Genomic DNA, 22115 nt, shown 5'->3' on the forward strand with positions numbered 1-22115 from the left:
ACCGCGGAAGTGCGAACCACCGCCTGCGACGACCCGCCATAGGTGCGAACCGCTGCCTGCGGCGGCCGGCCCAACGCGACCACCGTAGGCCTGCTGCCTGCGGCGGCGAGTTGAACGCGGTCCGCCGTGCGGCGTGCCGCTCAGACTTCGAGCAGCTCGGCTTCCTTGTGCTTGAGCAGCTCGTCGATCTTCGCGACGTGCTTCTGGGTGAGGTCGTCGAGCTCCTTCTCGGCCCGCCTGACCTCGTCCTCCCCCGCCTCGCCGTCCTTGATCATCTTGTCGAGGACTTCCTTGGCGGAGCGGCGGATGTTGCGCACCGACACCTTGGCGTGCTCGCCCTTGTTCCTGGCGACCTTGATGTACTCCTTGCGCCGCTCCTCGGAGAGCTCCGGGAACGTCACGCGGATCACCTGGCCGTCGTCGGTGGGGTTGACACCGAGGTCGGAATCGCGGATGGCCTTCTCGATGGCGCCCATCGAACTCTTGTCGAAAGGCTGGATGAGCACCATGCGCGCCTCCGGCACATGGAACGACGCCAGCTGCTGGATCGGCGTCGGCGTGCCGTAGTACTCGGCGTTGATCTTGTTGAACATCGAGGGGGTGACGCGGCCCGTACGGATGGTCGCGAAGTCCTCCTTCGCGACCGAGACGGCCTTGTCCATTTTTTCCTCGGCTTCGAGGAGGGTTTCGTCGATCACAGCGGCTCCCTGTCTTCTAGCTGGCGATGTCGGGCTCGCTCCCTCATTTGCCTGCGGGACTCACCAGCGTGCCGATTTTCTCACCGCGTACCGCTCGCAGGATGTTGCCCTCGCCCATGAGGTCGAAGACCACGATCGGCAGGTCGTTGTCCTTGCACAGGCTGATCGCGGTGGCGTCCATGACAGCGAGGTCGCGGAGCAGCACCTCGCCGTAATCAAGGTGGTCGAACCTGACCGCATCCGGATTTTTGCGTGGATCGGAGTCGTAGATCCCGTCCACCTGCGTTCCCTTGAGCAGCGCCTCCGCGCCGATCTCCAGGGCCCGCTGGGACGCCGCGGTGTCGGTGGAGAAGTACGGCGAGCCGAGCCCCGCGCCGAAGATGACCACGCGCCCCTTCTCGAGGTGCCTGATCGCGCGGCGCGGCAGGAACGGCTCGGCCACCTGCTGCATGGTGATGGCGGTCTGGACGCGCGTCTCGACGCCCCGCCGCTCGAGGAAGTCCTGCAGGGCCAGGCAGTTGATGACCGTGCCGAGCATGCCCATGTAGTCGGCTCTGGCGCGGTCGATGCCTCCTTGCGACAGGGTGGCGCCGCGGAACATGTTGCCGCCGCCGACCACGACCGCGACCTGTACGCCTTCCTTGACGGCCTCGGCGATCGAATCGGCCAGATGATCGACGATCACCGGATCGATGCCCAGCGGCTCGCTGCCGGCGAACGCCTCTCCTGACAACTTCAGCATCACCCGCTTCCATCTGAGCGGGTTGTGCGGATTTTGAGATGAGGAAGCCGCCGTCCGTGTGGATTCGTGGGCTGGCTCCCGGTGGTCCTGCACGGCGGCGGCCTCCTTCGTTCGGTGAATCAAGTTCAGGCTGTCGGCTTGCTTCTTGCCTTGGCCGGGCGGCCCGCCTTGAGCGGCGGGCCTGCCTGGCCGGTTGCTTGCCTAAGCCTAAGCCTGACCGACCTTGAAGCGGACAAAGGCCTGGACCTCGACGCCGTTCTCCTCGGCGTACTTGCCCACGCTCTTCTTGTTCTCCTTGACGAAGGCCTGCTGGAGGAGGGTGAAGTCCTTGTACCAGCCGTTCACGCGGCCCTCGACGATCTTGGAGATGGCAGCCTCGGGCTTGCCCTCCTCGCGGGTCATCTCCTCGAAGAGCTTGCGCTCCTTCTCGACCACGTCGGCCGGGACGGAGGCGGCCTTGAGGTACTGCGGGGCCATCGCGGCGGCGTGCTGCGCGATGTCCTTGGCGACCTCGGCGTTCGGCTTGTCGAGCTGGATCAGCACGCCGACGGCCGGCGGCAACGCCGGGTCGGTCTTGTGCATGTAAGCACCGATGTAGCCGCCCTCGAGGACCGCGAACCGGCGGATCTCGATCTTCTCGCCGAGCGCGGCGTTGGCGACGTCGAGGTGCTCCTTGACGCTCTTGCCGTCGAAGGACGACTCGAGCAGCGAAGCCACGTCGGCGGGCTTGGTCTCGAGGATGTGCTCGACAACCTGGGCGGCCAGCTCCTGGAAGCGCTCGCCCTTGGCCACGAAGTCGGTCTCGCAGTTGAGCTCGAGCAGCGCGGCAGCGGAGTCGCCGTCCTGCTTGAGCGCGACCAGGCCGTTGGAGGCGGTGCGGGCCTCGCGCTTACCTACGTCCTTGGCGCCCTTGAGGCGCAGGAGCTCGATAGCGCGGTCGAAGTCACCCTCGGACTCCTCGAGCGCCTTCTTGCAGTCCATCATGCCGGCAGCGGTGATTTCGCGAAGCCGCTTGACATCGGCCATGTTCACGGAAGCCATTGCTTTTCCTTGTGGGATTTCGTCGTCGTCGTGGATCAGGTGGGCAACGGCACGCCTGCTCACCCTTGGTTCGTACGGCGGGCGCTTGCCGTACGGAAGCCTTTGTCTTGCGTCAGCCTCTGTCTTGCGTTTCGGGGCCCGGCTCGCCTGGCATACTGCCCAGCCTCGCCCTGGCTTACCATCCTGGACCATCACCAGCCAGCACCGACGCCACCCGGCCGGCCCGCCGCGCCCGGTTCGGGCGAACCCGCCCTCTCCGGCCCGGCCGACCACCCTGGCCCGCTGAACTACCCGGTCCAACCCGGCCCGGTCATCCGCCCCGGTCACCCGGAACGGCCCGGCTCGCCACCGGCCCGGCCTGCGACCCAACCCTGGATCGCAACCCGGACCTCGGCTCACAACCCCAGCCCGCGACCCAGACCTCAGGCCCCGGCCCGAACCTCGGCCCCGGGCCTTGAACCGCGACCTCACGGGCCCGGCCCTGGATCGCGGCTCTTGAACCGCGACCTCACGGACCCGGCCCTGGACCGTGACCCAGGCCTTTGACCTACGGCCCAGATCCCGGCTCACAGCCCCAGCCTCGGCATCGGCCCTGAACCTTGAGCCTCGATCTCAGCCCGGCTCTTGGTCCTTGCCTCACTGGGAAGCGTCCTCGCCCGGCGATCACTCACCCGGCGAGGCCGCGGCCCCTCGCTCAACCGTTCACTTGTCTTCGTGGCCCGTTCCTTGCCCGGTCACGGCAGGACCAGGGACATCCCTCGTCCTGCCGTTCCGTTCGCCGGAGCAAGGCGCGCGCCCTGCCTGGTGGACTCTTCACCCACCCGGCCGGGACGGGCCCGTACCTGGGAAACCCCGGGTACCTGAGCGCTGACGTCAGGCCTGCGGCTCGGCGTCAGCCTCAGGAGCAGCCTCCTCCGCGGGGGCCGCCTCAGCCGCAGGAGCGGCCTCAGGAGCAGCCTCGGCCGCGGGGGCGGGCGCCTCAGCCTCGGCCGGCGCCTCGGCCGGCGCCTCGGCAGCGGCGTCGCCGGTGCCCTGCTCGATGAGCTCGCGCTCCCACTCGGCCAGCGGCTCGGCGGCGGCAGGCTTCTCGTCACCGCGGGCGGCGCCGGAGCGAGCCATCAGACCGGCCGCGACACCGTCGGCGACGACCCTGGTCAGCAGACCGACGGCGCGAATGGCGTCGTCGTTGCCCGGGATCGGGTAGTCGACCTCGTCGGGGTCGCAGTTGGTGTCGAGGATCGCGACCACAGGGATGCCAAGCTTCTTGGCCTCGCTGATCGCGATGTGCTCCTTCTTGGTGTCGACGACCCATACGGCGCTGGGCACGCGGCCCATGTCACGGATACCGCCGAGCGTGCGCTCGAGCTTGTCCTTCTCGCGACGGCGCATGAGGAGCTCCTTCTTGGTGAGCCCCGAGCCCGCGACGTTGTCGAAGTCGAGCTCCTCGAGCTCCTTCAGCCGCTGAAGCCTCTTGTGCACGGTGGAGAAGTTGGTGAGCATGCCGCCCAGCCAGCGCTGGTTGACGTACGGCATCCCGACTCGGGCAGCCTGCTCGGAGATGGCCTCCTGAGCCTGCTTCTTGGTGCCGATGAACAGGATGGTACCGCCGTGGGCGACGGTCTCCTTGACGAAGTCGTACGCGCGGTCGATGTAAGAGAGCGACTTCTGCAGGTCAATGATGTAGATGCCGTTGCGCTCGGTGAAGATGAATCGCTTCATCTTCGGGTTCCAGCGCCGGGTCTGGTGACCGAAGTGAACGCCGCTCTCAAGCAGCTGTCGCATGGTGACGACGGGGGCCATGTGCTGGTCCTCCAGGTCTTGGCGCCCTGCGGAAGGGCGCGGTTCTCGGTTGTGCCGCAGCAGCGCGTCGTCTGCCGCCCTGATGCCCCGAAACCCCGCCAGCCGGGCCCATGGCCCGGACCGATGGCGCGGTCCGCAGTGGGGCATGCGAAGTCGGCCTGTGGTCACAGGCCACCGAAAAGTCTACCTCCCGCACCAGCCCAGCCTGACCGTCAACGGTCAATCAGACATCCAGCTCTCTACCCCCACACCCACCCCCATCGTGATCACTCAGTCATCCAGGCACCAAACACCATCAACATCTGACATGCACCGCGCCAACACCGGCCGCTTCCTGTAACTCGACCAACGCCCGGCAGCTCACCCCCACAAACCGCCCGACCAAACCCGCACCTCAGCGCGGATCAGAGCACGACTCCGCACGTCAACCACCGCCTCAGCCAGTCCCTCCGCCCACCCTTGGCCCTCCACCCGCCCTTGCCGAGAACCAGAACACGGTCCCGCACGCCAACCACCGCCCCAGCCAGGCCCTCCGCCCACCCTGACCGGAGACACCACTCAAAGTTCCACATCAGCCGGCCGCATCGTGATCCTCGGTAGGCAGCCCCGGCGTCGGCCTCTTCGCGACCGGGAAAAGGTTCAGTTGCGCTTCAGCGATCCTGGCCCCGCTCGGCGCGGCCTTCTCATCGCGATTGGCAATGAGGTACGGCTCGACCAGCTTCTCGATCGACTCGTTGAGCTGAGCCAGCTCCTCCGGGTCGACCCTGATCCGCATTCGGTTGAACCGGGTGACATCCCGCCACTCATCAGGCTCAGCCTCAACGGCCGCCATGGCGCGATCCGCCTCTTCATGCGCTTCCCTGCGGAACGCCAGCATCAGAGCCACCTTGGCATCCCGTACGTCCGGCTGATCGCCCGGCTTGACTCCGACGCTGATCGGCTTGTTCACGCTCTTCCACAGCCGTTCCCTGCCATCACCACGCGGCGGCGCGTCTTCCACGAACCCGTACTTGGCCAGCATGCGCAGGTGATAGCTCGCGGCACTGGGCGTGATCCCCGCGATCTCCGCCACTTCAGTGGCAGTGGCACTGCCCTCGAGACCCAGCCGATTGAGGATCATCAGGCGCGCCGGGTGGGCCAGCGCCCGCATCGCCCTGGGATCACTGAGCCCCTCACTCATGCCGCCAAGATTACCCGTCCCAAGGTATGAAGCATTGCCTTCATAACTACGAAGGGATATCTTCACAGTTATGAAGCGTTCCCTTCACAACTCCACCATGCCCCCGCACCAGCCAGAACGCTCGTCAATCACCCCAAACCACGCCCACCCAAGCACCGCCCACAGCCAACCAATACGTCCAGCACCCCGTCCCCCACCCTCACAACACCAACGCCGAAGCCACTCCCACCACCCGCGATCAACCCACCGGCCCGACGCCCCCGGGCGCACGGCCTGGGCACCCCACAACCGACGACGACCCAGACCGAATCCCCCGCAACCCATAACCAGCCAAAGGCCCGACGACCAGGCCAAACCCCCGCTCAGCCCCGCACCACCAAACGCCAACCCCATCAGCCCAAACGCCTATAACCACCGACCCACCCGGCCCTCACCGCCGCGCACCCAGTAACAGCCACGACGCCGGCACCCAAGCCCGACCCCAATCAGCTCAGTCCATCCCTCCAGCCGGCCACGTCCGAGGCTGCAGGCGCCATGACCGAGACCGCCACGTCATTGACCGAGGATCGAATGCCTGACCGCAACCTCACTAACGAAAACCGCGCCCCTCACCGCAACCACGCCGCCAGTGCGCACCACATCCCCCAGCGCCACACCCCCGACCCCAAGCACGCGGCTCGTGACGGCACCTCCGACGACCCCACCGCCGATTCGAGCCACCATCACGCAACTCCCGACAGCGCCTCGAGCTCAAACCACCCCAGCCACGCAGCTCCCGACGACACTTCCAACGACCCCAGCACGAGCTCGAACCACCCCAACCACGATGACCGCAGCTCAGATGCGCCCATCCCACTCAGAAAGCAGCGCGACTACCGCTTCCTCTGGGCCGCCCGAACGATCTCCGTCACCGGCTCGGAGGTATCCAAGCTGGCCATCCCCCTGACCGCGGTAACCCTGCTGGCCGCCTCCCCCTCCCAGATGGGCCTGCTGACGGCCGCCGCCTCGGTCCCTGCCCTCGTGTTCGGCCTCCAGTCAGGCGCCATCGCGGACCGGCTCCCCCGGCACCGGCCCCTCATGATCGCCTGCGAACTCGTCTCATGCGCAGCCGCCGCCACAGTCCCCCTGGCCTGGCTCCTCGACCTCCTCAGCGTCGCATGGCTGATCACCGTGGCCCTGGTGATCGGCACAGCCGGCGTACTCTTCAGGGCAGCGAACTTCCCCTACGTGGCAGCAGTCGCCGCCCCTCCCCAGCGAACCGAGGCGATGGCCGGCTTGAACGCCTCCTACTCGGTGGCGTCGGTCAGCGGCCCCAGCCTGGCCGGTCTCCTGGTTCAGCTCTTCACGGCCCCGCTGGCCGTGTTGGCGGAGGCATTGTCGTTCCTGACCTCAGCCCTCTTGCTCCGCGCCATCCGCACCCCGGAGAAGAACGAGCCGGCAACCTCCCGAGGCATGTGGAACGACGTCATGGAGGGCCTGCGGACCAGCGTCACCCATCCCGTACTCCGCGCTCTCCTGGGCGCAGGCGTCACGATCAACTTCTTCGCCATGGCGTACACGGCCATCTACATGCTCTACATGGTGAACACGCTCAACATCCCCAAGCCCCTGCTAGGCGCCCTCATCGCCCTGAGCGGCATCGGCGGCATGCTGGGCGCCTGGATCACGGCCCGCCTGTCCAAGCGCTACGGCGAGAACCGCATCCTGCTCGTCTCGGTGCTCTTCTTCCCCATCGAAATCCTCGCGGTAGGCCTGCTGACCGGCCCCCTTTGGTGGAAACTCTCGCTGCTCGCCCTAACCGGAACGATCACAGGCGGCATCGTCGTAGCCTTCGCCACCTGCATGGGCGCCATCACCCTGCGCGAAACCTCCCCAGAGCTCCGCGGCCGAGTGAACGCCACCATGACTTTCGCAGTACAAGGCGTCCTGGCCCTTGGCGGCATAACCGGCGGCATCCTCGCCGAATTCATTGGTCTACGCCCCGTCATCCTCATTTGCGCAGCAGGCATAGCCCTGAGCGCCGTCTGGATCTGGACATCTCCCCTACGCCCTCACCGCCAACCACGCCCCACCCGCCTGGCGAAACCCAGCAGCGAGCCACCCCCATCCCAAACCATGAACTCCTTGATCGCTTGCAAACGCTACGCTCCCCGCTGACCCGCCACCCCTCAGACGAAGCCCAACCCGAGGCCCCGAAACCAACAGATGGCGGGCGAAAGTGCGGGTCGAGTCAGAGGCGTTTGATCACTTCAACCCCCCGAAGAAGACCCGCAGATCCGTCGCCAGCATCTCCGGTGCCTCCATAGCCGGGAAGTGTCCGCCCCTCTCATACTCCGTCCAGTGGGCCTCGGCAGGCGGGTTGACGAGCTTGCGGACGGTGGGATCAGCGCTGAATACCGCGAAACCCTGCGGCACGGCTGGCGGCGCACCCCACTCGGAAGAGTGGGCCTGTTCGTACAGGAATCGAGCGGCGGAGATGCCAGAGCCGGTGAACCAGTAGAGGCTGGCGATCGTGAGAAGCTGATCCCGGTCGTAGGGCAGGTCGGTCGACCGCTCGAAGCTCTCTACGATCCAACCGAGCTGCCCGGCGGGCGAGTCGTTGAGCAGGTAGCCGATGTTCTGGGGGCGGGTGTTCTGGATCGCCAGATAACCGGAGCCGTCGGCGCGGAACTCGGCCATCCGCTCCAGGGCCGCCTGGTCGACCGGGTCCGCCGGGTCAAGCCTGTCGGCCATGCCGGGCAGGAACGTGGCCGTGGCCGCCGCCGTGTACGGATCGGTCACCGCATGAACGCCCACGACATGCTCGCCATCAAGGCCTGCCACCGCACCGGAGACGCCGGCGCCGATGTCGCCGCCGTGGACACCGTATCGGTCGTAACCGAGCCGCCGCATCAGCTCTATCCAGGCCCGAGCGGTACGAGCCATCGCCCAGCCCGTCTCGCCCACCGGTGTGGAGAAGGCGAAGCCGGGCAGTGACGGGACCACCACGTGAAAGTCCTGCCGCAGGTGCTCGATCAGCATGGTGAACTCGGCGAACGCGCTGGGGTAGCCGTGAGTGAGCACCAGCGGCAGAGCGTCGGGGTTGCCGGATCGGACGTGCAGGAAATGGATCCGCTGCCCGTCGATCTCGGTGGTGAACTGTGGGTACTCGTTGAGCCGCGCCTCGGCAGCGCGCCAGTCGTAACTCTCGGCCCAATACGCAACCAGCTCCTTCAGAAACTCCAGCGGCACCCCGCGACTCCACCCGATACCGGGCAGTTCGTCCGGCCAGCGAGTCCGGGCCAACCGGACTTTCAGGTCATCGACGTCGGGCTGAGGGACAGCGATGGTGAACGGCCGAATCTCCATCTGACGCTCCTTGTCGGCTTGAGTGTTCACCACGCTAGGAGCCAATGCGGCACACTTCCTTCCGCAATCCGCCGACGATTCAGCACCTGCGATCCCCCCAGCCACCACCGCCTCGGCAAAGCCCCGCCGGTTCCCCACACACGCGCCCCGACCAGACCGCCCGACGCGTGCCCCCTCCCACTGACCTGCCCAGGGCCAGAACCGGCAGCCTCATCATCGCAGCGCTTCATCCCGCCCCGAGCCGCCATCGAGCCAGTTATCCACAACCCATAAACACCTCGCCCGCTCCATCCCCAGAACCCCGTTCGCCTCCCCACCACCCCGACGCGCTCAACCAAACTCGCGCCATGACCTCTCTCCCTCCCACCCGGGCAACCCACCCACCAGCATCAACAACCACCCTCACAGCAGAAGGAAGGCCCACCTACTCCACAGAGCCCGACACCCACCACCCCATCGGCGCACCCACCCTGGGCAGCCTCCACCAAACACTCCACCCCAACAGAACGCCTTACCCACTCAAGGCAACACAGGGCACCCCACCACCGCCCACCCACCAGTTCCCCAAACCAGCCCAAGATGCCGCATCATCTCCAGCCCACCACCCCCTCAATCCGCCCGGAGAAGACAAACCACCCCACACTCACCAAGCCCTCACACTCAGCCAAGAACCCACACCACCCCGTACTGGCCAGGCCCCCACGCCCGGGCAAAAAGCCATGCCGCCCCACCCTCGCCATGCCCTCACGGCAGCCCTGGGCACCCTGACAACACTGCTCTTCGCTGCCGCCGCGATCCTTCTTCTCCCCGCTCCCCCGGCGAGAGCATCTCCACCCACATGGCGCTGGCCACTGGACGGACACCCCCACGTGCTGCGCCGCTTCACCCCACCGCCCGAGCCCTGGCTTGCCGGACACCGCGGCATCGACCTGGCCGCTGCCCCATCCACCCCAGTCCTGGCAGCCGGCCCCGGCACAATCCGCTTCGCCGGCCCCGTAGCCGGAAAAGGCGTGGTCACCGTCGAGCACGAGGGCGGCCTCCGTACGACGTACCTCCCTGTCAAAGCGTCCGTACGGCGAGGCGAACCCGTCGCCCCGGGATCCAGGCTCGGCGTCGTAGAAGCCTCACCAGGCCACTGCCGGGAATCTTGCCTGCATTGGGGCCTCCGACGCGGCACCCACTACCTCGATCCCCTCCTGCTCCTGGGCCAGGCGACTATCCGCCTCCTCCCCTTCTGGCACGAAGACAAGAATCCGCTCCCGCCCGCACATGAGGACTCTCCACGAGATGTTGGCGAGCACGAGCGCGCCCTCCAACCACCAGATGGAGAGACCATCAGACCGCTCACCACACAGCCACGAAGATCCCCAGCCGTCCTCGGCCCTGCACCCCCAGCAACGCCAAGGGCCCTGGCCGCCACCCCACGCACCCTCACTTTGATCACGCACGGGACCCACAGCCTGCCGCGGGACACCTCATCGCCAAGCCGTCACGACAGCACGCCAAGCCAACGCCACCCCCTGGCAGCAGCCGGCTCTTTCACTCCCACCACCTCACGTCGGAGACACCACCCCGCTCTCGCCACCCCGACGCTCGACTTCCTGACCCGCTCGGCCTCGACCACCACCACGACATCGGCAATTGGCCTCGGCACCCTGCTAGGGATAGGTCTCCTGATAACAGCCCTGCGCAGCCACAGACGTACTCGAACGGACCACCGGCCTCGAAGAAGGGGCCAGCACCGCGCCACCACAGGAGAAGAGCAAGGGCCCGCGAACACCGGCGCCCGGCACCGTGGTGAGAAACACCCAGCGCCCAGTCGCCTAACAACCACCAACGCGAAGTCCGGCCGCCACCGCAAATCCGCAACTGACAGAAATTAGAAGATCATCCGACGACGCATCCACCCAAACCATCGACGTACTCGCATGCTTGATCATCGCTATCCCTCGTCAGGCCCTCGGATGCGCCTGTCGGTAAGCCGCCCGCAGCCGCTCGATCGAGACATGCGTATAGATCTGCGTGGTGTTCAGAGACGCATGGCCAAGCAACTCCTGAACACTCCGTAGATCTGCACCACCCTCAAGCAAGTGAGTCGCCGCACTGTGCCGCAACCCATGCGGCCCCATGTCCGGAGCCCCGTCCACCTGAGCCAGCCGCGCATGCACGACCCGCCGAACGGTCCCCGCATCGATGCGGCCACCCCGTACCCCAAGGAAGAGCGCAGCCCCTGACCGCGCCCGAAACCACAACGGCCGCCCATGAATGCACCACTTGTCCACCGCCCGAAGAGCAGGCAACCCAAACGGCACAGACCGTTCCTTGCGCCCTTTTCCCAGGACCCGGATGACATGCCGATCCCGATCCACATCATCGACGTCGAGCCCGCACAACTCACTAACCCGCACACCGGTGGCGTACAGCAACTCAAGAAGGGCTTGATCTCGAAGTTCCTTCGGATCCCCAGCCGAGGGCACCTCCAGGACAGCCTGCGCCTGCTCTGGAGCAAGAACAGCAGGCAACGGCCGAGCCGCCTTCGCGCTGCCCAGCAACAACCCCGGATCGGCCGCAAGCCAGCCGCGGCGGTAGCAGTAGGCGGTAAAGGTACGAACGCAAGCGGTCCGCCGTGCCAGCGTGGCCCGAGCCTTGCCAGCCCGATACTGCTCAGCCAGCCACTCACGAAGCACCCCGATATCAAGTCCTTCCAGCCGCCCATCTACATGATCAAGCAAGGAGTTCACGTCACTCAGATAGGCCCGCACCGTGTGCTGCGAAAGATCCCGCTCAATCCGCAAATGCCGCCCGAACTCCCCCACCACTTCTTCACGACCGACACCCCCACTCATCCCAGAACCCCCACTCCGATCCCTCTCACTGCCAAGCCATGACAGGCAGGAAAAACTTCACCGCCCCACTCAAGCTCAACCCCATCCCAGGAACAACTCATAACCACCGGAGTCAGAACAACACCTCATCTCTCAACCAGGAACCAACTCCGCCCGTGGTCAACCAGCACCTGGTTTGCCCTGTCTCAGGTCAATTCGCGTCCGGTTCGCCAGCCCCGGTGGTGCCCAGAACCCGATTGCGCGCCAGGCCAGGCCCTCGACCGGGGCCCGCAGCTGTCCATCCCATCCCGCCCGAGCTAGCGGCACCTCGGAGACCCGTTCGAAGTCGGCCAGGTTGCAGGTTCTCGTCGGTGCCGTGGTGAACGGCTCCGGGGCCCTCCACCCTGGCATGGACCACCTCCACTCAACCCGGGACGCTCCAGCGACTCCACCGAAGTCGGGGCACACCAGTTCGAGAACGCGTCCACTGTGGCATGACAATCCAGAAACGCGACTCCACCAGACTCGGCGCACACCACGGCCTCCATCAAAGTCGGGGCGGTTCACGCTGCCTTCCCGCGTTGAGCCGACCCAGCACCATGGAGTGGAGTCACACCGCCTGGCCGCGCATCGCCCTGGACCCTTTCGGCCATGGCAGTAGTAGGCGCAGTGCCGCCTCAACTTGATCGTGGTTTGCACCATAGGACCAAGCGAACTCGAACGACTGCTCACGAGCGTGGAGTTGGAAGTTCAAGAGCGAGGAGCTGGGAAATGGTGACGGCCATCGCTTGATCCTTCGAGGGCCTAAGTCGAGACCGAAGGAGAGCAAAGCGATGGCCGCAGACATCAGTCTGCCCCGCGAGCGGTGGTTCGCGAAGGGGATCTGTAACCGGTGACCCCGACTTTGTCGCAGCCTATGCTCAATGCTCTGACCAGCACAGACAAAGCCCTTCACATCCCTGATTTCACTGACATCTTCGTCGTTCCGCTGACATTCACCAGTTGAAGCGGCCGACATTTAAGCGTGGAGAAAACGTCCCTCAGCCCCACTGCGTCCACCGACTCCTGGACGCCGGGCGCACTCTCCGGCGGATCAGCGGACGCGCGGTCTGAGGATGTGGTTGAGGCCGCGAGGGAACGCAGCGATGGGTGCCGGCAAAGATTGAGAGCACTTCAGAAACGACGGACTCTGGAGTACCTATGCGCTCCTCGAAAACAAGAACGCCGGGCGGGGCGGGACTCGAATGCGTGGCGGCGGCCCGGGCGCGAGGTAACGTCCCGCGGAGGCCGGCTTGCAGGAGTATGTTCGCCTGCCTCCACACGTCAGCGGCGGTGACTTATGGCATCGCCCGAACGGACACCCTCGCCTCGTACCAAGCGCCGGTCAGACAATTGACCCCACCCACCGCCCAGCCCACTGCATAGACGAACTCGGCGGTCTTGTCCGGGCCGGAGTTGTCCGTCAGACGGCGACACACCGTCCCGCCGACCGCCGACCGCCGACCGCCGACCGCCGACCGCCGACCGCCGACCGCCGACCGCCGACCGCCGACCGCCGACCGCCGACCGCCGACCAGAGCATCGCGGGCCGCTGCCCACGTGACAAGCCGTTACCCAGTTCCCAAGGCTCTGTCGTGTCGGACGCCATCCCCGAACATCACGGCCGGCTGTCGGCGCATGGCTGGGCGGCCTGACGGGCCGTCCCCAGCCCGAGCTGGCGGGCCATTCCCTGCCCGAGGGCCCTATACCGATCGGGCAGCAGTTTCTCGGGCCATAGCGGCCGTCGCATTGGCTCGGTCCGGGCGCCTTCAGAGGTGGATTGTTTGTGCCTCAGTGCCAACCATGCTGCTTGGGAACGAGGGGGAAGTCGTCGTCTGGGAACGGGGGGTCGTCGGATGTGTCGGGCTCGGGGGTGGCTGGGGGTTCTGGGGCGGCGGAATCGGGGGCTTTGGGGTAGGAGACGAACTGTTTGCGGAGGCGCCAGCCGTTTGTGGTTCGTTCTATGTAGCCCGCGGCTGCTAGGCCGCCCAAGGCGCTCAGGGTAGCGTCCAGGCTTAGCCCAGCGGCGACCGCTATGGACGCAGGACCTGCGCCGCCTCGGCTGGGGATTGCGTCGAGGACTTTTCGGGTTGGTTCGTTAAGTTTGTCTCTGGGGACTGCAGGAGCTCGGGACTGAGAGGCCAGGTCGTCGCCTATTACGCCGACCAGGTCGATCATCTCCTCCGGAGAGGTTACGCATACGGCTTTGCGGTCGCGAAGAAGCTTGTGGCAGCCGGCCGACATGCTCGAGGTGACCGGGCCAGGGACTGCCGCCAGGTGTCTGTTGAGCGACACGGCGTGGGCGGCTGTGTTGAGGGCTCCGCTGCGTAGGGCTGCCTCGACCACTACCGTCCCCCTCGACAGGGCGGCTATCAGGCGGTTTCTGATGAGGAAGCGGGCTCGGGTGGGGTGGACGCCGGGCGGGCATTCGCTGATCACGACGCCCCGATCTCTAACGGCGGCGAACAGGACTTCGTGGCTCGCCGGATAACAGATGTCCGCACCGCAGGCCAGGACTACGACCGTTGGTGCGTTGGCGGCCAGGGCTCCTCGGTGCGCAGCACCGTCCACACCGTGGGCACCGCCCGACACGACGGTCCAGCCCGACTCGCCGAGACCGACGCCGAACTCGGCTGCGATGTGGGTGCCGTACGACGTGGCGGCTCGCGCTCCGACGACCGCCACCGACTTGAGACAGGAGAAGCGCAGGTCGGCCGTGCCATGAAGCCACAGACCGAGGGGGCGGCCGGGGCCTAGTTGGTCGAGTTGGGTGGGCCATTCCGGGCTTCCTGGGGTGACCAATCGGGCTCCGGACCTTTCTCCGTTTTCGAGGTCTGCTGCTGGGTTGGCCGCTGCCAGGCGGGCGTGCCAGGCATTGAGACGGGCGGTGAGGTCGGGGGGACGATCTTGGTGGGCTTCCTGAGCCCGCTTGACTTCCTGGGCTACGAACTCTGGTGGCAGAGTGCGGGCGCGGATCGCCTCCACTACCGATGAGGCCCCGTACTGCATCACTAGACGGCCCATGATGGGGTCGCCGACGTCCGCCGCCCTCATGAGCGCAGCTCTGGCCTCAGTTTCGCTCCTGGCCGAGGTTGAAGCAGATGTCGATGTAGTGGCCGATGCAGCGACCCTGGCCGAGGGGGCAACCGTAGCCGAGGGGGTGATGGCGGGCGAGGTGGCGACCGCAGCCGAGGTAGAGGTCGTGGGCGAGGTGGTGATCGTGGCCGAGGTTGCGATCGTAGCGGTGGTGGCCGGGATGACGATCGTGGCTGGTGCGGTGGCGACGGTGGCTGGAGCGGGGGTGGCGGTGGCTGGAGCAGGAGCGGTGGATGGGGTGGAGATCGTGGCTGGGGCAGCGGTGGTGGATGGAACGGCGGTAGTGGATGTGAGTGAGGACAACGGCGGCGGCGACGGCGCGGCCGAAGGTCGGGGCGAAGTTGTGGATGTGGGCTGGGTGGTGGTCCCCGTCTGAGGCATGATCACGGGCTGATGCTTGGTTTCGCTTTCGGGCTTGATTGCGGGCTCATGCTGCGTATCGCTGGTCGTTGGGGTGGTGCTGGTGGGCTCAGGCGTTTCCCACAGCTGATCGACGGGAGTAATGCCGGCGTCGACGGCGATGTCCTCGCCCATGCCGGTGGCGGTTTCTGCGGCAGTGCCAGCGCCGGCGCGGCTTGTGTAGGCGACTGTGGCGGTGCCATTGCCTGCGCTGATGGCGGAGGTGACACTCGTTCCGGCGGAGGTGAGGAGGCTCGTGCAGGCGACAGCGGCGGTACCCAGTTCGCCGAGCGTATCGGGGCTTGTGCAGGTGGTCGCGGCCGTGGCGGTACCCGTGTTAGCGGCTGGAGCGGCGGTGGCTGCTGGAAGGGTGTTGGTCAAGGCTGTTTCGGTAGGCGCATGGGTCATGCCGTGGTCCGGATGGAGGCTTTGTGAACCGTCTGACCGCGGTAGGCCAGGGGTGGCGGCTGGTGGGGGTGTGAGGGGTGTGTCAGCTTCCGGGATTGAGCTGGACATGAGGGCTCCTGGAGGGATGGGGGGCGGGCGGTGGCGAGAGCTGAACGGGATGAGGACCTGGTCGTAGTTCGGGAGCAGGTCATGGTGCCGGAGCACGTCGCGGTGCCGGAGCACGTCGTAGTGCCGAAGCACCTCGCGGTGCCAGAGCACGTCGTAGTGCCAAAAGCACGTCGCGAGGCTGCATGGGGCGCGGTGTGGGGTGGTGGGGGTTGGGTTTGGGGTAGGTGTTAGGACTTCACTCCTAGCCAGAAGCTGAGGGCGGCGTTGGTTTCGTCCTCCTCCGGGGTGTCCTTGTCGGCCAGGTCGGCGAGGGTCCATGCCACGCGTACGACGCGGTCCAGGCCGCGGGCGGTGAGGGTGCCGGAGTCGAGGCAGGACGTCATGGGTTTCATGGCTTCGTTGGACGGGCGGTAGTCGGAGTGGAGCAAGGAGGAGGGGATTTCGGCATTCGTGCGCCAGGGCGTGCCGGTCAGGCGTTTGGCGGCGCGTTCGCGGGCCAGGAGGACGCGTTCGGCCACTGTCTTGCTCGTTTCTACGAACTGGCGGTCGGCCAGGAGTTCGCGTCTGGACGAGCGGACCACGGTGACCTTCATGTCTATGCGGTCCAGGAGCGGGCCGGAGAGCCTGCCCAGGTAGCGGCGCTTGATCGTGGGGGTGCACTTACAGGTATCCCCTTGGTCCTCGGCCTGGGCGCACGGGCAGGGATTGGCGGCCATGACGAGCATGAACCTGGCCGGGAACGTGACCGAGCCCGCAGACCTCGACACCGTCACGCGGCCGGACTCCAGAGGCTGCCGGAGGGCGTCGAGCACGTGGCGGGGGAACTCGGGAGCCTCGTCCAGGAAGAGGACGCCTCTGTGGGCGAGGGAGACCGCTCCTGGACGTACGATCGCGCTGCCTCCGCCGATGATCGCGGCGGACGTCGCCGTGTGATGAGGGCTGACGAACGGGGGTCTGCTCATCATGGGAGCGTTCGGCGGCAGCGCGCCCGCGACGGAGTGGATGGCCGTGACCTCCAGGGCGTGGTCGAGCTCCAGGTCCGGCAGGAGGGTGGGGAGGCGTTCGGCCAGCATGGTCTTGCCGGTGCCCGGCGGGCCGAGCATCCAGAGGTTGTGGCCGCCTGCCGCGCACACCTCCAGAGCCCGTCGGGCGACCGGCTGACCCACGACGTCCGCAAGATCCACCGTCGGGCCGTCGGTGGACTTGGGCAACTCGGCGCACTCCTCGACCCGGGGCTCGGGCTCGTCGTCTCCCCTGCGCAGCCACTCCACGAGCTGGCGGAGGTGCGAAATCGGGATCACTTTGACGTTGGGCACCAGGGCGGCCTCGGCTGAGTTCGCGGCGGGGACGACGACTGTGACGTCACCGTGTTTGGCCGCACCGAGGATGGAGGGCAGCACGCCGCGTACAGGTCTTACGCGGCCGTCGAGGCCGAGCTCACCCAGGAAGAACGGCTCCGCGATGCGCTCGGCCGGGATCACGCCAGCGGCGCCCAGAATGGCCACGGCTATGGCGAGATCGAACTGGGAACCGCGCTTTGGGAGGCTGGCCGGGAAGAGGCTGACGATGATGCGGGCGTCGGGCCAGGGATAGGCGCTGTTGACCATCGCGGACCTGACCCGATCTCGGGCCTCGCTGAGCGCCGTGTCGGGGAGGCCGATGAGGTGGATGCCGGCCAGGCCGTTGCCCACGTCGGCCTCGACCTCGACGGTGCGGCCTGCGACTCCGATAACGGCCACACTGCGCGTACGGGCCACGGCCATCTAGATCGCCCCCCGTACGTGACTCAGGGCGAAGTCACCAGCGAAACGCTCGAGGGCGACCACGTCCACCCGTACGGTGCGGAACGTGCGCGGCTGCGCGGCCAGCCACTTGGCCGCGAGCATCCTCAGCCTGGCCAGCTTGACCGGGCTCACGGATTCCAGGGCTGTGCCGTGAGATCTGCCCGATCGGGTTTTGACCTCGACGACGACCAGGGTGGCGCCTTCTTCGGCGATGATGTCGATCTCGCCGTGGCGGCAGCGCCAGTTGCGGGCGATTATCTGCATCCCCTCGGCCTCCAGGTAGGTCACCGCTACCTGTTCGCCTTGTTTGCCGAGGTCTTGGTCGTGTTTCGCGGCCATATGCCACCTCCGTCGTCGGTCTGGTGCTGGTCCGGGCACCGACTTTCGTGGATGAGGGGTGGTGGGGGTGGGGCCGAACGGGGTTCTGGGGATGGTGGGGGTGGGTCAGGGCTTGGTTGTGGATAGCGGGGTTGCGGACGGGCGGGGTTGCGATTCGCGGTATTGGATGGCGCGGTTCTGGGTCCGGGGATGGGTGGGGGCTGAGGCTCCGCTGTGCTGGTCGGCGGATGGCTCGGTCGCACGGGCCTCACGCGGTGGGGGGCCACGGGTCCGTGGACGAGGCTCGGGTCAGGCAGGGGCCGACGGTCTGAGGGCCAGCGGTCTGGGGCCGTGGGTCCGGTTCGTCGGGTGAGGGTTTGCAGTGCCGATTGCTGTGGTGATCTGGCATTTTGGCCAGTTGGTGCATGTGGGCATAGGTGGTGTGGCTGTGGGCACGGCGCCGTGGGGTAGTGCGGTGCGGTGGGTAGCGCGGTGCCGTGGGGCAGCGCGGTGCCGTGGGTGGTGTGGGCAGGCCTGTGGGTACGCGTGGGGTGCTGCGGCTGTGCGTTATCGCGTCTTGTGGCGGTGGATTGCGTCGCTCATCGAGCGAGGGGCAGCACGGGCATGAAACGGCCGATGCAAGATGGCAGCTTGGGGGCCTGAGTGATGACGCTCATGGGAGTGGTCCGCGGCGTCAGTCGACCTGACCGGCGCACCAGGGTTGGCGGCTGGCTCACAGGGGTCGATGCGGGTGGCGGTTTGGGGGCTGTACGCCGCGTTGAGCCATCCGGGCGCCACAGCGCCGACATGAGGCGCCCTGGGACGCCATAGGGCGCGGTGGGCTCATGAGCGTGGGTACGCGGCGCCGGCCGCCTCGCATCGCGCACGGTGACGGCTTGCCGGGGCAGTGCACAGTAGCGGCTGACCGGTTCCAGTCCTCAGTAGCGGCTGACCGTTGCAGTCCACGGTGGTGGTTCGCCGTTGCAGTCCCATGGTGACGGCTCGCGGTTACAGTCCACGGCGGCGGTTCCCCGGTGGGAAGCACGCGTGTGGCCCGCGAGAGGTGTCTGTGGCGCCTGGTGATGAGGTTGTGGGGCGCGTGCTGGCTGAGCCCGTCCAGGGCCGCGCCGCCGGCGGCCGGTCAAGCTGCGAGAGGGTACGGCCCCCGCCTCGTTACCCCGAGAACCCCTCCTTGGGCATCTCGAGGTCCGCCTTGGCCAGTTCTTCCACGTTCACATCTTTAAACGTGACCACCCGAACGTTCTTCACGAACCGCGCCGGCCGGTACATGTCCCACACCCAGGCGTCCTGCATCTTCACGTCGAAGAAGACGTCGCCGTTCTCCGCGGTACGGACGTCGAGGTCGACCGAGTTGGTCAGATAGAACCGACGCTCAGTCTCGACCACGTATGTGAACAAACCGACGACATCCCGGTATTCGCGGTAAAGCTGCAGCTCCATCTCGGTTTCGTACTTTTCGAGATCTTCTGCGCTCATCGCGGTCCTCCTGTCGTACCGGTCCCCCGGTTCGCCTGGTCAGGCAACCCCGGCCCCCATTTCATTTTCACCCATCCCCCTCGCCACCGTGACGAAGGAGTATCGGTGATCAGGACACGGCCCGTGCGTTTCCAGCGCCAGCCGGTGTCCTGGTGTGACATACCCCTTGTGCACGGCGAAACCGTACTGCGGGTAGCGCCCGTCGAGCGCGACCATGAGGCGGTCTCGAGTCACCTTGGCCACGATCGACGCCGCCGCCACGCATGCGGCCACCTGGTCCCCCTTCCACACGGCCAGCGACGGCGCCGGGAGGCCCGGCACCGGGAAGCCGTCCGTCAGGATGTACTCCGGGTCACAAGGCAACTGTGCGACAGCCCGCCGCATTCCTGAAACGTTGCATTTGTGAAGACCTTTAGCGTCGATCTCCCCCGGCGGGATGATCACCAATCCGATGTGGGAGACGCGGACGATCTGGTCGTACAGACGTTCGCGCACCGCCGGGGACAGCAGCTTCGAGTCGCCGAGGCCGTCGATCTGCCTGCGCAGGATCACGGCCGCGACGACGAGCGGTCCCGCGCAGGCGCCGCGGCCGGCCTCGTCGACGCCCGCGATGGGGGTGAGGCCGCGGCGGGCGAGCGCCCGCTCATAGGCGTAGAGTCCGGAATCGCGCCGGACGACGCTTGGCCGAGGGCGGAACGCAACTGTCATGACAGAGGCAGCGTACGCCCCAAACGCCGCGAACCGCGACCGAAAGCGACCGCTATTTGACCTTGTCGAAAGTGTCAGGACGGGAGAAGAGATACCCCCGGGACAGCGGCCAGTAGCGCACCACGGCCTTGCCGATCACGTCGTTCTCCGAGATGAACCCGCCTCCGGCCTCGTCCATGTGGGCCCGCGAGTCGGCCGAGGCGCTGCGGTGGTCGCCCATCAGCCAGAGCTTTCCGGACGGCACGGTGACGTTGAACTTATCGCCGGAAGCGTAATCGCCGGGGTAGAGGTAGGAAGTCTCCTCCAGCGGCGTGCCGTTGACCGTGATGCGCTTCTTGGAGTCGCAGCACACCACCTTGTCGCCGCCGACGCCGATGACCCGCTTGATGGTGTCCTCGCCGGTGGTCCAGCCCTTGAAGACCACGATGTCGCCGCGCTCGGGCTTGCCCGCCAGCTTGTTGACGAAGACCCGGTCGTTGACCAGCAGAGTGTTCTCCATCGAGACGGACGGGATGTAGAACGAGCCGACCACGAACGCCTGCAGCAGCAGCGCGATGCCCACGCCCAGGACCAGCAGCAGCACCGTCTCGCGGAAACCGCCCTTCTTCTTCTCTTTCGCCACGCCCTCCGCCTTCTTGGTGACGGCCATCAGCGCCTCTTCCCCTTCCAGCGGCGACGAACCAGGACCAAGGGTAGGGCCAGCCCGAACCCGGCGACCAGCGGTACGGAGCCACCGAGCGCCTGAAGCGCCGGTTGCGAGAACGTGTCCGGAATGTCGATCGAGGTCGCCCGGTTGAACGGCCAGACGATCACGAAGGCCCGCCCGATGACCTGGCTCACGGGAATGGAGCCACCGCCCGCGTCACCGGTGTGGGATCGGGAGTCGAGCGAGACCGACCGGTGGTCGCCCATCACCCACAGCCGCCCCTCAGGCACCGTGATGTTGAAGAACTTGTCGGACGGCACGTTGCCCGGATAGAGATAGCTCTCCTCGTCGATGGGCGTGCCGTTGACCGTGATGCGATTCTTGGAGTCGCAGCACTTCACGTGGTCGCCACCGACGCCGATGACCCGCTTGATGTAGTCCTTCTCGCCGGGCACGATGCCGAACGCCGTGCCGACCCAGCGGAAGAAGGCCGCGACCGGGTTGGACGGCTCCTCCATCTGGAACTCACCGTCCCAGGAGTCGACTCCCGAGAAGACCACCACGTCTCCGCGCTCGATGTCACGCGTGTGGTAGACGAGCTTGTTGACCAGAACCCTGTCGTTTTTCAACAGGGTGTTCTCCATCGACTCCGACGGAATGTAGAAGGCCTGGACCACAAACGTCTTGATGATCAGGGCCAGCACCAAGGCCACGACGACAAGAACGGGCAGCTCTTTCCAGAACGACCCCTTCTTCTCCTTTTTCTCGCCTTTTGCTGGCTTCTGAGTCTCTTCGGCGACCACGTCCACCTCGTCCTCGACAGGGCGGCGCGCCGCGCCGTGCTCCTGGCTCTCGCTAGTCATCGCTGACGAGCCTAGATGATGCTTCGGCTCGACAAGCCTCGACCGACGTTACACCCATGCACGAGTCGCTCCACATAAAGGAAACGGCCCTGTAAAGCCGAATGGCCCGCGCGAGTGCGCGGGCCACGGAAAAGACCGGGCTACTTGGCGGCCGTCGTCTCGCGCTTCTCGCGGATACGGGCGGCCTTGCCGCGCAGGTCGCGCATGTAGTAGAGCTTGGCCCGGCGCACGTCGCCGCGGGTCACGAGCACGATCTTCTCGATGACCGGGCTGTGCACGGGGAAGGTGCGCTCGACGCCGACGCCGTAGCTGACCTTGCGGACCGTGAAGGTCTCACGGGCGCCGCTGCCCTGCCGGCGCAGCACGAAGCCCTTGAAGACCTGGATACGGGAGCGGTTTCCTTCGACGACCCGTACGTGAACCTCGAGCGTGTCACCGGGGCGGAAGCTCGGCACGTCGCTGCGCAGCGTCGCCTTCTCGAGCTCCTGGATCTTCGTGTGCATGAGAGCTGTCCTCAAGTCCTCGCGAGCACGCGGAGGTCCACCCGGCCGTGGCTCGCGGCGGACACGCCTGCTGATGTGATGAACCCGGGATCGTTTCCCGGGCATGACAGAC

At 66.6% G+C, this 22115-nt stretch carries 18 protein-coding genes; 3 read left to right on the forward strand and 15 right to left on the reverse strand.

The window, feature by feature from the left end; translation table 11 throughout:
- Nucleotides 1-140: 140 nt before the first annotated feature.
- From frr to ACIHFD_RS23690, 5 genes are all read right to left on the reverse strand, one after another.
- A complete protein-coding gene (frr, locus tag ACIHFD_RS23670; RefSeq protein ID WP_192790776.1) occupies nucleotides 141-698 on the reverse strand; it encodes a ribosome recycling factor in 558 nt (185 codons plus the stop codon).
- A gap of 43 nt (nucleotides 699-741) precedes the next feature.
- Nucleotides 742-1440, reverse strand: coding sequence for a UMP kinase (gene pyrH / locus ACIHFD_RS23675; RefSeq protein WP_219912434.1), 699 nt, complete (start codon nucleotides 1438-1440; stop codon nucleotides 742-744).
- 207 nt (nucleotides 1441-1647) lie between these two features.
- Nucleotides 1648-2481 carry a translation elongation factor Ts gene (tsf, locus tag ACIHFD_RS23680; RefSeq protein ID WP_397368732.1) on the reverse strand — a complete coding sequence of 278 codons (834 nt, stop codon included), beginning with the start codon at nucleotides 2479-2481 and terminating at the stop codon, nucleotides 1648-1650.
- Between the two features lie 873 nt (nucleotides 2482-3354).
- Entirely contained in the window at nucleotides 3355-4281 is a 927-nt protein-coding gene (gene rpsB, locus ACIHFD_RS23685; protein ID WP_397368733.1) for a 30S ribosomal protein S2, read from the reverse strand.
- 571 nt (nucleotides 4282-4852) lie between these two features.
- The gene (locus ACIHFD_RS23690; RefSeq protein WP_350739058.1) at nucleotides 4853-5461 is read right to left on the reverse strand and encodes a helix-turn-helix domain-containing protein; all 609 of its coding nucleotides are present in this window, start codon (nucleotides 5459-5461) and stop codon (nucleotides 4853-4855) included.
- A 534-nt stretch (nucleotides 5462-5995) separates the two neighbouring features.
- On the opposite strand from ACIHFD_RS23690, the gene ACIHFD_RS23695 reads away from it, so the two are divergent.
- On the forward strand, nucleotides 5996-7618 hold the full coding sequence (locus ACIHFD_RS23695; protein WP_397368734.1) for an MFS transporter: 1623 nt from the start codon (nucleotides 5996-5998) through the stop codon (nucleotides 7616-7618).
- Nucleotides 7619-7705: 87 nt separating this feature from the next.
- Here the strand turns inward: ACIHFD_RS23695 and ACIHFD_RS23700 are convergent, their stop codons facing one another.
- Nucleotides 7706-8809 carry an epoxide hydrolase family protein gene (locus ACIHFD_RS23700; protein WP_397368735.1) on the reverse strand — a complete coding sequence of 368 codons (1104 nt, stop codon included), beginning with the start codon at nucleotides 8807-8809 and terminating at the stop codon, nucleotides 7706-7708.
- A gap of 719 nt (nucleotides 8810-9528) precedes the next feature.
- Here ACIHFD_RS23700 and ACIHFD_RS23705 point away from each other — a divergent pair.
- A complete protein-coding gene (locus ACIHFD_RS23705; protein ID WP_397368736.1) occupies nucleotides 9529-10692 on the forward strand; it encodes a peptidoglycan DD-metalloendopeptidase family protein in 1164 nt (387 codons plus the stop codon).
- Nucleotides 10693-10761: 69 nt separating this feature from the next.
- On the opposite strand, the gene ACIHFD_RS23710 is transcribed toward ACIHFD_RS23705, so the two are convergent.
- Together ACIHFD_RS23710 and dprA are read right to left on the reverse strand one after the other, a co-directional pair.
- Entirely contained in the window at nucleotides 10762-11655 is an 894-nt protein-coding gene (locus ACIHFD_RS23710) for a tyrosine recombinase XerC (protein ID WP_397368737.1), read from the reverse strand.
- A 1809-nt stretch (nucleotides 11656-13464) separates the two neighbouring features.
- Nucleotides 13465-14727: a DNA-processing protein DprA gene (dprA, locus tag ACIHFD_RS23715; RefSeq protein WP_397368738.1), complete on the reverse strand. Its 1263-nt coding sequence runs from the start codon at nucleotides 14725-14727 to the stop codon at nucleotides 13465-13467.
- Between dprA and ACIHFD_RS23720 the strand changes: the two genes are divergently transcribed.
- Complete coding sequence (locus tag ACIHFD_RS23720) at nucleotides 14726-15145, forward strand: hypothetical protein (RefSeq protein WP_397368739.1); 420 nt, start codon at nucleotides 14726-14728, stop codon at nucleotides 15143-15145. The genes dprA and ACIHFD_RS23720 overlap by 2 nt on opposite strands.
- Nucleotides 15146-15911: 766 nt before the next feature.
- Here ACIHFD_RS23720 and ACIHFD_RS23725 read toward each other — a convergent pair.
- From ACIHFD_RS23725 to rplS, 7 genes are all read right to left on the reverse strand, one after another.
- Entirely contained in the window at nucleotides 15912-17447 is a 1536-nt protein-coding gene (locus ACIHFD_RS23725; protein WP_397368740.1) for a YifB family Mg chelatase-like AAA ATPase, read from the reverse strand.
- On the reverse strand, nucleotides 17448-17807 hold the full coding sequence (locus ACIHFD_RS23730) for a YraN family protein (RefSeq protein WP_363962937.1): 360 nt from the start codon (nucleotides 17805-17807) through the stop codon (nucleotides 17448-17450).
- Nucleotides 17808-18959: 1152 nt separating this feature from the next.
- On the reverse strand, nucleotides 18960-19283 hold the full coding sequence (locus ACIHFD_RS23735) for a DUF2469 domain-containing protein (RefSeq protein WP_026215037.1): 324 nt from the start codon (nucleotides 19281-19283) through the stop codon (nucleotides 18960-18962).
- 39 nt (nucleotides 19284-19322) lie between these two features.
- Entirely contained in the window at nucleotides 19323-19991 is a 669-nt protein-coding gene (locus tag ACIHFD_RS23740; RefSeq protein WP_350730342.1) for a ribonuclease HII, read from the reverse strand.
- Between the two features lie 52 nt (nucleotides 19992-20043).
- Nucleotides 20044-20640 carry a signal peptidase I gene (lepB, locus tag ACIHFD_RS23745; RefSeq protein ID WP_397368741.1) on the reverse strand — a complete coding sequence of 199 codons (597 nt, stop codon included), beginning with the start codon at nucleotides 20638-20640 and terminating at the stop codon, nucleotides 20044-20046.
- Nucleotides 20640-21500, reverse strand: coding sequence for a signal peptidase I (gene lepB, locus ACIHFD_RS23750; RefSeq protein ID WP_397368742.1), 861 nt, complete (start codon nucleotides 21498-21500; stop codon nucleotides 20640-20642). The genes lepB (ACIHFD_RS23745) and lepB (ACIHFD_RS23750) overlap by 1 nt, the downstream gene beginning before the upstream one ends.
- A 140-nt stretch (nucleotides 21501-21640) precedes the next feature.
- Nucleotides 21641-22003, reverse strand: a complete 363-nt coding sequence (gene rplS / locus ACIHFD_RS23755; RefSeq protein WP_185071559.1) for a 50S ribosomal protein L19 — start codon at nucleotides 22001-22003, stop codon at nucleotides 21641-21643.
- Nucleotides 22004-22115: the final 112 nt, after the last annotated feature.

Source organism: Nonomuraea sp. NPDC051941, assembly GCF_044593615.1.

Bases quoted from the DNA above. Each gene is read 5' to 3' on its own strand.
- pyrH (WP_219912434.1), bottom strand. From the start codon at position 1,440: ATGCTGAAGTTGTCAGGAGAGGCGTTCGCCGGCAGCGAGCCGCTGGGC.
- tsf (WP_397368732.1), bottom strand. From the start codon at position 2,481: ATGGCTTCCGTGAACATGGCCGATGTCAAGCGGCTTCGCGAAATCACC.
- rpsB (WP_397368733.1), bottom strand. From the start codon at position 4,281: ATGGCCCCCGTCGTCACCATGCGACAGCTGCTTGAGAGCGGCGTTCAC.
- ACIHFD_RS23690 (WP_350739058.1), bottom strand. From the start codon at position 5,461: ATGAGTGAGGGGCTCAGTGATCCCAGGGCGATGCGGGCGCTGGCCCAC.
- ACIHFD_RS23695 (WP_397368734.1), top strand. From the start codon at position 5,996: ATGACCGAGACCGCCACGTCATTGACCGAGGATCGAATGCCTGACCGC.
- ACIHFD_RS23700 (WP_397368735.1), bottom strand. From the start codon at position 8,809: ATGGAGATTCGGCCGTTCACCATCGCTGTCCCTCAGCCCGACGTCGAT.
- ACIHFD_RS23705 (WP_397368736.1), top strand. From the start codon at position 9,529: ATGCCGCCCCACCCTCGCCATGCCCTCACGGCAGCCCTGGGCACCCTG.
- ACIHFD_RS23710 (WP_397368737.1), bottom strand. From the start codon at position 11,655: ATGAGTGGGGGTGTCGGTCGTGAAGAAGTGGTGGGGGAGTTCGGGCGG.
- ACIHFD_RS23720 (WP_397368739.1), top strand. From the start codon at position 14,726: ATGAGCGCAGCTCTGGCCTCAGTTTCGCTCCTGGCCGAGGTTGAAGCA.
- dprA (WP_397368738.1), bottom strand. From the start codon at position 14,727: ATGAGGGCGGCGGACGTCGGCGACCCCATCATGGGCCGTCTAGTGATG.
- ACIHFD_RS23725 (WP_397368740.1), bottom strand. From the start codon at position 17,447: ATGGCCGTGGCCCGTACGCGCAGTGTGGCCGTTATCGGAGTCGCAGGC.
- ACIHFD_RS23730 (WP_363962937.1), bottom strand. From the start codon at position 17,807: ATGGCCGCGAAACACGACCAAGACCTCGGCAAACAAGGCGAACAGGTA.
- ACIHFD_RS23735 (WP_026215037.1), bottom strand. From the start codon at position 19,283: ATGAGCGCAGAAGATCTCGAAAAGTACGAAACCGAGATGGAGCTGCAG.
- ACIHFD_RS23740 (WP_350730342.1), bottom strand. From the start codon at position 19,991: ATGACAGTTGCGTTCCGCCCTCGGCCAAGCGTCGTCCGGCGCGATTCC.
- lepB (WP_397368741.1), bottom strand. From the start codon at position 20,640: ATGGCCGTCACCAAGAAGGCGGAGGGCGTGGCGAAAGAGAAGAAGAAG.
- lepB (WP_397368742.1), bottom strand. From the start codon at position 21,500: ATGACTAGCGAGAGCCAGGAGCACGGCGCGGCGCGCCGCCCTGTCGAG.
- rplS (WP_185071559.1), bottom strand. From the start codon at position 22,003: ATGCACACGAAGATCCAGGAGCTCGAGAAGGCGACGCTGCGCAGCGAC.